This window comes from Streptomyces sp. NPDC093225, assembly GCF_044753805.1.
In the GTDB taxonomy this organism is placed as follows: Bacteria; Actinomycetota; Actinomycetes; order Streptomycetales; family Streptomycetaceae; genus Streptomyces.
Map to the genome: position 1 here is coordinate 200,961 of NZ_JBIVNX010000001.1, position 9,724 is coordinate 210,684.

General features: G+C 75.3%; 1 protein-coding gene. It reads left to right on the plus strand.

What is annotated here, in order from left to right:
- Window positions 1-53: 53 nt before the first annotated feature.
- Entirely contained in the window at window positions 54-9,722 is a 9,669-nt protein-coding gene (locus ACIQCH_RS00530) for a type I polyketide synthase (RefSeq protein ID WP_402576883.1), read from the plus strand.
- The last annotated feature ends 2 nt before the right edge of the window (window positions 9,723-9,724 follow it).

Genomic DNA, 9,724 nt, shown 5'->3' on the forward strand with positions numbered 1-9,724 from the left:
CGACGGTCAGACCGACCCGTACGACCCGCCTCTCTGGCATGGAGCCCACGCACATGGTGAACGAGGACAAGCTTCGCGACTACCTCAAGCGGGCGACCGCCGATCTGCGCCAGGCCCGCAGGCGGTTGCGCGAGGTCGAGGAGCAGAACCAGGAACCCGTCGCGATCGTCGCGATGAGCTGCCGCCTGCCGGGCGGCGTGCGCACCCCGGAGGACCTGTGGCGGCTCGTCGCCGACGGCCGCGACGCGATCTCCGCGTTCCCCGTGGACCGCGGCTGGGACGTGGAGACGCTCTACGACGCCGACCCCGACAGCGCCGGATCCAGCTACGTCAGCGAGGGCGGCTTCCTCTACGACGCCGCCCGCTTCGACCCCGCTCCCTTCGGGATCTCCCCGCGGGAGGCCCTCGCCATGGACCCGCAGCAGCGGCTGCTGCTGGAGACCTCCTGGGAGGCGTTCGAGCGGGCCGGCATCGACCCGACCTCGCTGCGCGGCACCCGGACCGCCGTCTTCGCCGGCGTCATGTACCACGACTACACCTCCCGCCTGGACTCCGTCCCCGAGGGGGTCGAGGGCTTCCTCGGCACCGGCAGCTCCGGCAGCATCGCCTCCGGCCGGGTCGCGTACACCTTCGGCCTGGAGGGCCCGGCCGTCACGGTCGACACCGCCTGCTCGTCGTCCCTGGTCACCCTGCACCTGGCGGTGCAGGCGCTGCGGGCGGGGGAGTGCTCCATGGCCCTGGCCGGCGGCGTCACCGTCATGGCCACCCCGGCCACCTTCACCGAGTTCAGCCGCCAGCGCGGCCTCGCTCCCGACGGCCGCTGCAAGCCCTTCGCCGCCGCCGCCGACGGCACCGGCTGGGGCGAGGGCGTCGGCATGCTCCTGGTCGAGCGGCTGTCCGACGCCCAGCGCCTCGGGCACCCCGTCCTCGCCGTGATCCGGGGCTCCGCCGTCAACCAGGACGGTGCCTCCAACGGCCTGACCGCCCCCAACGGGCCCTCGCAGCAGCGCGTCATCCACCAGGCCCTCACCAACGCGCGGCTGGCCGCCGCCGACGTGGACGTCGTCGAGGCGCACGGCACGGGTACCACGCTCGGCGACCCGATCGAGGCGCAGGCCCTGCTCGCGACGTACGGGCAGGACCGCCCGGCCGACCGGCCGCTGCTGCTCGGCTCGGTCAAGTCCAACATCGGGCACACGCAGGCCGCCGCCGGCGTGGCCGGCATCATCAAGATGGTCGAGGCGATGCGCCACGGCGTGGTGCCCAAGACCCTCCACCTCGACGGGCCGACGCCGCACGTCGACTGGGAGGCGGGCGCCGTCTCGCTGGTCGGCGAGAACGTGCCCTGGCCGAGCACCGGCGCGCCGCGCCGTGCGGGCGTGTCGTCGTTCGGGTTCAGCGGGACGAACGCGCACGTGATCGTGGAGCAGGCGCCGGAGCCCGAGGATCCGGAGGTTGCGGAGGGTGCGGAGGCGGCCGGCGGCGCGGTGCTGCCGGTGGTGCCGTGGGTGCTGTCGGGCAAGAGCCCCGCGGCGCTGCGGGGGCAGGGCGAGCGTCTGTCGGACTGGCTCGGCGCAGCCACGGGGCGGGCGGCCGACCCGGTGGACGTGGCCTGGTCGTTGGCGTCGGCCCGGGCCGGCTTGGAGCACCGGGCGGTGGTCCTGGGCGACCACGTCACCGGTGTGGGCGCGGTGGCCTCGGGTGCGATGGCCACGGGTGTGGTGACGGGCTCGGTGGTCGGTGGGAAGACGGCGTTCGTGTTCCCGGGGCAGGGTTCGCAGTGGGTGGGCATGGCGGCGGGGCTGCTGGATTCCTCGCCGGTCTTCGCGGCCCGGATCGGTGAGTGTGCGAAGGCGCTGGAGCCGTTCACCGACTGGTCGTTGGTGGACGTGCTGCGTGGTGTCGACGCCGCGCCGTCGCTGGACCGGGTCGACGTGGTGCAGCCGGCCCTCTTCGCGGTGATGGTGTCGCTCGCGGAGGCCTGGCGTGCTGCTGGGGTGCGTCCGGGTGCGGTGGTCGGTCATTCGCAGGGTGAGATCGCCGCGGCGTGCGTGGCGGGGATCCTGTCGCTGGAGGACGCGGCGCGGGTGGTGGCGTTGCGGAGTCAGGCCATCGGTCGGGTGCTGGCGGGCCTGGGCGGCATGGTGTCCGTTTCGTTGCCGGCTGCGCAGGTGCGGGAGCGGATCGCGCCGTGGGGCGAGGAGCGGATCTCGGTGGCCGCCGCCAACGGGCCCTCGTCCGTGGTGGTGTCCGGTGAGGCGCAGGCGCTGGACGAGTTCCTGGCCGCGTGTGAGGCCGAGGGCGTGCGGGCGAAGCGGATCGCCGTGGACTACGCCTCCCACTCCGCGCAGGTCGAGCTGCTCCGCGAGGAGCTGGCGGACCTGTTGGCGCCGATCGCGCCGCGGGAGGCCGAAGTGCCGTTCTTGTCGACGGTGACGGGGGAGTGGGTGAAGGGGCCGGAGCTGGACGCCGGGTACTGGTTCCGCAATCTCCGCCGGACCGTCGAGTTCGAGACCGCGACCCGGACCCTGGTGGATCAGGGCTTCGGCGTGTTCGTGGAGTCGAGCCCGCACCCGGTGCTCACCGTGGGCATCCAGGAGACGGTCGACGACGCGGGCCGCGAGGCGGCCGTCCTCGGTTCGCTGCGGCGCGACGACGGCGGACTCGGACGGTTCTGGCAGTCGCTGGCCGAGGCGTGGGTGCGCGGCGTGGTCCTGGACTGGGAAGCCGTCTTCGCCGGCACCGGCGCCCGCCGGGTCGACCTGCCCACCTACGCCTTCCAGCAGGAGCACTTCTGGCTGGAGAGCGGCACCGTCGAAGGCACCGGGGCCGCGGTCGCAGTCCCGGCCGACACCGCGGACGCCCGCTTCTGGGAAGCCGTCGAGGCCAACGACGTGGCCGCCCTCACCAGCGAGCTGGACATCGAGGCGGACGAGGCCCTCACGGCGCTGCTCCCCGCCCTGTCCTCGTGGCGGCGGCAGAACCAGGAGCGGTCCACCGTCGACGGCTGGCGCTACCGGATCACCTGGAAGCCCGCCCCCGACCCCGCCGCCGCCCGCCTCTCCGGCACCTGGCTCGTCGCCGTACCCGAGACCCCGGCCGGCACGGGCGACGACACCGATGCCGTCGACGCCGTCCTGCGGACGCTCGCCGCACACGGCGCCGACGTACGGCGCACGACCGTCCCCGCCGGCCCGGACGCACGGACCGAGCTGACCGGACGGATCCGCGAGGCGCTAGCCGAGGGCCCCGCCCCGTCCGGCGTGCTCTCCCTGCCGACCTCCGACGGCACCGGGGCGGCCGCCGCCGTGACCGCCACGCTCGCCCTCGTCCAGGCCCTCGGCGACGTGGAGGTGTCCGCCCCGCTGTGGTGCGTCACCCGCGGCGCCGTCGCCGTGGGCCGCTCCGAGCGGCACCCCGATCCCGCGCAGGCCACGGTCTGGGGCCTGGGCCGGGTGGCGGCCCTGGAGCACGGCGAGCGCTGGGGCGGCCTGATCGACCTGCCCGGCAACGGAACCGTCGACGCCGTCGACGACGGCACACTGGCCCGGCTCGCGGGCGTGCTCGCCGGGGACGCCGCCGAGGACCAGGTCGCCGTACGCCCCGCCGGGACCTTCGTACGGCGCCTCGTCCGCGCCCGACTGGCCGACACCCCGGCCGTACGCACCTGGCGACCGAGCGGCACGACCCTGGTCACGGGCGGTACGGGCGCGCTCGGCGCGCACGTCGCCCGCTGGCTCGCGGCGAACGGCGCCGAGCACCTGGTGCTCACCAGCCGCCGCGGCCCCGACGCCCCGGGCGCCGCCGCACTGCGCGAGGAACTCACCGCGCTCGGCACGCACGTCACCCTCGCGGCCTGCGACGTCGGCGACCGCGACGCCCTCGCCGCGCTCCTCGCGGACATCCCCGCCGACCGGCCGCTCACCGCCGTCGTGCACACCGCGGCCGTCCTCGACGACGGGGTCGTCGAGGCGCTGACGCCCGCCCAGGTCGAGCGGGTCCTGCGGGTCAAGGTCGACGCGACGCGGCACCTCCACGAGCTGACCCGGGACCTGGACCTGTCGGCCTTCGTGCTCTTCTCCTCCTTCGCCGCCACCTTCGGCGCCCCCGGCCAGGGCAACTACGCACCGGGCAACGCCTTCCTCGACGCCTTCGCCGAGTACCGCAGGGCCGCCGGCCTCCCCGCCACCTCCCTCGCCTGGGGCCCGTGGGGGGACGGGGGCATGGCGGAAGGCGCCGTCGGCGACCGCATGCGCCGCCACGGCGTCATCGAGATGGCCCCGACACGGGCCGTCACGGCCCTCCAGCACGCCCTGGACCGCGACGAGACGACGCTGACCGTCGCCGACATGGAGTGGAAGCGGTTCGTCCTCGCCTTCACCTCCGGCCGCGCCCGGCCGCTGCTGCACGACCTGCCCGAGGCCCGGCAGGCCGCCGAGGGCACCCGCACCGCAGCGGCCCAGGACGACGGCGGCGCCGCCCCGCTCCTGCGGCAGCTCGCCGGACAGCCCGAGGCCGAGCAGGAGCGCCTGCTGCTCGACCTGGTCCGCACCGCGGTCGCCGGCGTCCTCGGCTACTCCGGCCCCGACGCCGTCGAGGCCGGCCGGGCCTTCAAGGAGCTGGGCTTCGACTCCCTCACCTCCGTCGAACTGCGCAACCGCCTGAACGCCGCCGCCGGCCTCAAGCTCCCGCCCACCCTCGTCTTCGACCACCCGACGCCCACCGTCCTCGCCCGCCACCTGCGGGCCGAACTCGCCGGCCGGGGCGCCGCGGACGCCGCGCCCGCACCGACCGCCGCCACCGCCCGGGCGGACGCCGAACCGATCGCCGTCGTCGCGATGAGCTGCCGCTTCCCCGGCGGCGTCCGCAGCCCCGAGGAGTTGTGGCAGCTCCTCGTCTCCGGTGGTGACGCGCTCTCCGCCTTCCCCGCCGACCGCGGCTGGGACGTCGAGGCGCTCTACGACCCCGACCCCGACGCCCCCGGCACCTCCTACACGCGCGAGGGCGGCTTCCTCAGCGACGCCGCCGCCTTCGACCCCGCGTTCTTCGGGATCTCCCCCCGCGAGGCCCTCGCCATGGACCCGCAGCAGCGGCTGCTGCTGGAGACCTCCTGGGAGGCGTTCGAACGGGCCGGCATCGACCCGGGGACCCTGCACGGCAGCCGGTCCGGCGTCTTCGTCGGCACCAACGGCTCCGACTACTCCCACCTCGTACGCGGCGCCGCCGACGGCCTCGAAGGGCACCTGGCCACCGGCAGCGCCGGCAGCGTCGTATCCGGCCGCCTCTCGTACACGTTCGGGCTGGAGGGGCCGGCCGTCACGGTCGACACCGCCTGCTCGGCCTCGCTGGTCGCGCTGCACCTGGCGGTGCAGGCGCTGCGGGCGGGGGAGTGCACCCTGGCCCTGGCCGGCGGCGTCACCGTCATGTCCACCCCCGGGACCTTCATCGAGTTCAGCCGCCAGCGCGGCCTGTCCACCGACGGCCGCTGCAAGGCCTTCTCCGCCGACGCCGACGGCTTCAGCCCCGCCGAGGGCGTCGGCCTGCTGCTGGTCGAGCGGCTGTCCGACGCCCAGCGCAACGGGCATCCCGTCCTCGCCGTGATCCGCGGTACGGCGATCAACCAGGACGGTGCCTCCAACGGCCTGACCGCCCCCAACGGGCCCTCGCAGCAGCGCGTCATCCGCCAGGCCCTCGCCAACGCCCGCCTGGCCGCGACCGACGTGGACGTCGTCGAGGCCCACGGCACCGGTACCACGCTCGGCGACCCGATCGAGGCGCAGGCCCTGCTCGCGACGTACGGGCAGGACCGCCCGGCGGACCGGCCGCTGCTGCTCGGCTCCGTCAAGTCGAACATCGGACACGCGCAGGCCGCGGCGGGCGTGGCCGGCGTGATGAAGATGGTGCTGGCCATGCAGCACGGCGAGCTGCCGCGGAGCCTCCACATCACGGAGCCGACTCCGCACGTGGACTGGACCGCCGGCCGGGTGGCCCTGCTGACGGAGCAGCGGGCCTGGCCCGACACCGGCGGCCGACCCTGGCGCGCAGGCGTGTCCTCGTTCGGGTTCAGCGGCACCAACGCCCACGCCATCGTCGAGCAGGCCCCCGCCGCACAGGGGTCCGGCGACGAGGGGGCCCCTGCACCCCTGCACCCCCACCCCCTACTGGCCGCGACCACCCCCGACGGCACCGGCACCGAGTCGCCCGCCCCGCTTCCCTGGCCGCTGACCGCCCGGACGGAACGGGCGCTCCACGGCCAGGCCGAACGTCTGCTGAACCACCTCGCCACCGACCCTGACCTGCGCGTCTGCGATGTCGGCCACTCCCTGGCCACCACCCGTGCGGCACACGATCGGCGCGCCGTCGTGATCGGCCGGAACCGGGAGGAGCACCTCGCGGGCCTCACCGCCCTGGCCGCCGGAGGCACCGCACCCCTGCTCGTGCAGGGGTCGGTCATCGGGGGGCGGACCGCGTTCGTGTTCCCCGGACAGGGGTCGCAATGGGTGGGCATGGCCGGAGCGCTGTTGGACGCTTCACCTGTGTTTGCTGCCCGGGTGGATGAGTGTGCGAAGGCGCTGGAGCCCTTCACCGACTGGTCGTTGGTGGACGTGCTCCGGGGCGCCGACGCCGCGCCGTCGCTGGACCGGGTGGACGTGGTGCAGCCGGCGCTGTTCGCCGTGATGGTGTCGCTCGCGGAGGTCTGGCGCGCCGCGGGCGTGCGTCCGGGTGCGGTCATCGGTCATTCGCAGGGTGAGATCGCCGCGGCGTGCGTGGCGGGGATCCTGTCGTTGGAGGACGCGGCGCGGGTGGTGGCGCTGCGGAGTCAGGCCATCGGTCGGGTGCTGGCGGGCCTGGGCGGCATGGTCTCGGTCCCGCTGGCGTCCGACGACGTCCGGGAGCGGATCGCGCCGTGGGGCGAGGAGCGGATCTCGGTGGCCGCCGCCAACGGGCCCTCGTCCGTGGTGGTCTCCGGTGAGGCGCAGGCATTGGACGAGTTCCTGGCCGCGTGTGGGGCCGAGGGCGTGCGGGCGAAGCGGATCGCCGTGGACTACGCCTCCCACTCCACGCAGGTCGAGCTGCTCCGCGAGGAGCTGGCGGACCTGTTGGCGCCGATCGCGCCGCGGGAGGCCGAAGTGCCGTTCTTGTCGACGGTGACGGGGGAGTGGGTGAAGGGGCCGGAGCTGGATGCCGGGTACTGGTTCCGCAATCTTCGCCGGACCGTGGAGTTCGAGTCGGCGACGCGCACGCTCCTCGAGCAGGGCTTCGGTGTGTTCGTGGAGTCGAGTCCGCATCCGGTGTTGACGGTGGGCATCCAGGAGACGGTCGAGGACGCGGGTCGTGAGGCGGCCGTTCTGGGCTCGTTGCGCCGGGACGAGGGTGGCTTGGAGCGGTTGTGGCTGTCGCTGTCCGAGGCGTGGGTGCGTGGTGTGGGGGTGGACTGGGGCACGGTGTTCGAGGGCACCGGGGCCCGTCGGGTCGATCTGCCCACGTACGCGTTCCAGTCGCGGCGGTACTGGCCGGAGGCGGCCCCGGCCGAGGTGGCGGCACCGGTGGCGGAGAGTGCGGTGGACGCCCGCTTCTGGGACGCCGTCGAACGCGAGGACCTCGCCGCCCTCACGGCCGAGCTGGACGTCGACGGCGACCAGGCCCTCACCTCCCTGCTGCCCGCGCTGTCCTCGTGGCGGCGCCGGAGCCGCGAGGAGTCGCTGGTCGACGGCTGGCGCTACCGGGTCGTCTGGAAGCCGCTCGCGGACACCACCGCCACCCGCCTCTCCGGGACCTGGCTGGTCGTGGTGCCGGAAGCCGTGTCGGGTCCCGCCGGGGACGCGGTCGCCGCCGTGCTGCGCACGCTCGCCGAACGCGGCGCCCAGGTGCATACGGTGACCGTCGCGACGGCCGCCGCCGACCGCGCGAGCCTGACCGCCGCACTCGAGGCCGCCGCCGGAGAACCCGCCTGGACCGGCGTCCTCTCCCTCCTCGCCCTCGGCGAAGGTGCCGAGGGCGCAGGAGCGTTGCGCGCCCACGCCGGGCTGCTCGGCACCGCCGCGCTCGTCCAGGCCCTCGGCGACGCCGACGTGGCCGCCCCGCTGTGGTGCCTGACCCGCGGCGCCGTCGCCGTGACCCGCTCCGAGCGGATCCAGGACCCGGCACAGGCCCTCCTGTGGGGGTTCGGCCGGACCGCCGCGCTGGAGCACCCCGACCGCTGGGGCGGACTCGTCGACCTGCCCCCGCAGGCCGACGCCCGGACCCTCGACCGGCTCGTGACGGTGCTGGCCGGTGACGGTTCCGAGGACCAGGTCGCCGTACGCCCCTCCGGCACCCACGGCAGGCGACTGGCCCACGCCCCGCTGGGCGACGCCCCCGCCGCCCCCGCCGCCTGGACGCCCCACGGCACGACCCTGGTGACCGGCGGTACGGGCGCGCTCGGCGCACACGTCGCCCGCTGGCTCGCCGCGAACGGCGCCGACCACCTGCTCCTCGCCGGCCGCCGCGGCCCCGACGCCCCCGGCGCCGCCGCACTGCACGAGGAACTCACCGCGCTCGGCACGCACGTCACCGTCGCGGCCTGCGACACGTCCGACCGGGACGCCGTCGCCGCGCTCCTCGCGTCGGTCCCCGCCGCACAGCCGCTGACCGCGGTGTTCCACACCGCCGGCGTCCTGGACGACGGGGTCATCGACGGGCTCACCCCCGAGCGGTTCGCCACCGTCCTCGCTCCCAAGGCGGACGCGGCGCTCATCCTGCACGAGCTGACCCGCGGCCTCGACCTGACGGCCTTCGTCCTCTTCTCCGGCGTCGCCGGCACCCTCGGCGACGCCGGCCAGGCGAACTACGCGGCCGCCAACTCCTACCTCGACGCCCTCGCCGAGCAGCGGCGTGCCGACGGCCTCCCCGCCACCTCGGTGGCCTGGGGCCGCTGGGGCGGCAGCGGGCTGGCCGCGGGCGGCGCCATCGGCGAACGCCTCGAGCGCGGCGGCGTCCCCGCCATGGACCCCGCCGCGGCGATCCGCGCCCTGCGCCAGGCCCTGGACCACGCCGAGCCGGCCGTCGCCGTCGCCGACATCTGCTGGGAGCGCTTCACGCCCGGCTACACGGCCGTACGGCCCAGCCCGTTCCTCGCCGACCTGCCCGAGGTACGACGACTGGCGCAGACCGCCGTCGCCGGCGCCGACGCGCACGGCGCCGACGCCCAGGGCGCCCCCGGCGAGGCGCTCCGCCGCAGGCTGTCCGCGATGCCGCAGGCCGAACAGGCCCTGGCCGTCCTGGAACTGGTCCGTACCCACGCCGCGACCGCGCTCGGCCACCCCACCACCGACGAGGTGGGTGCGGGCCGCGCCTTCAAGGAGCTCGGCTTCGACTCCCTGATCGCGCTGGAACTCCGCAACCGCCTCAACGCCGCGACCGGACGGAAGCTCCCGGCGACGCTGGTCTTCGACCACCCGACGCCCGCCGCCCTCGCCGAGTTCCTGCGCGCCGAGATCGTCCAGGACGGCTCCTCGGGGGCCGCGCCGGGGATCGCGGAGCTCGAACGGCTCGAATCCGCGCTGTCCGTCCTCGAACCGGACGGGGACACGCGTGCCGACATCGCCTCGCGCCTGCAGGCCCTCCTGGCGAAATGGGGTGAACCGCAGGCCCATTCGAGCGACGGGGCCGTGGCCGAGAAGCTCCAGGAGGCCACGCCCGACGAGCTCTTCGACTTCATCGAGAACGAGCTCGGGATCTAGCA